Consider the following 577-nt stretch of genomic DNA (forward strand, 5'->3'; position numbering starts at 1 on the left):
GCTGGCTCCGCGGTGTCCGGCAGGAGCGCCGTATTTGCGAAGGGTCCGCTATTTGCGGCCCCAAGCGCCGCCACCGAAACCAGCTTGCTGCTGTTTTTCCTCGGCGTGTCCAGTTCATATCGGAGCGAGTCCGGATGCCGCTGACGATACTCGAGCATCTCTTCCTGTGTTTCCAGAAGGGCGCCCATATACAGGCACAGTATCCGGCCATTGCTCAACGTGGGGCGCCGTTCGGGAGCGGCTTCGAGGGCAAACAGGCCATACTGCCCTGCGAGGATCTGTTCATGCGGGGGAAGTCCAGCTGCGGCCAGTCTGCCGGGCCGGCAGCGCAACGTCTCCTGTGGTCTGCCTTCGATCAGGCGTTGCATCTCCGCCAGTACGTCTTCCTGAAGCGCCCGCTTGAGCTGAGCAAGTGCTGGGCGCTTGAGCCTGGGCAGCCGGAGATGTTCGTCAGATGTCGAGATCTGTTCCATATATGAAAACGCGCCGCGGGCGAGTAGAACATCGGTGRCCTTGACACTGGCGGCAACCTCCCCGTTGGGGCCGGCATAGCGTGGGTGGGCACGATTCACGGGAT

At 62.3% G+C, this 577-nt stretch carries 1 protein-coding gene; it reads right to left on the reverse strand.

Annotated features, from left to right (window positions below):
- Nucleotides 1-473: hypothetical protein (locus AC1DQ3_RS36675; RefSeq protein ID WP_477124971.1), on the reverse strand; the 473-nt coding region annotated here is incomplete at its 3' end.
- Between the last annotated feature and the right edge of the window lie 104 nt (nt 474-577).

Source organism: Cupriavidus sp. 01T418 (assembly GCF_056398885.1).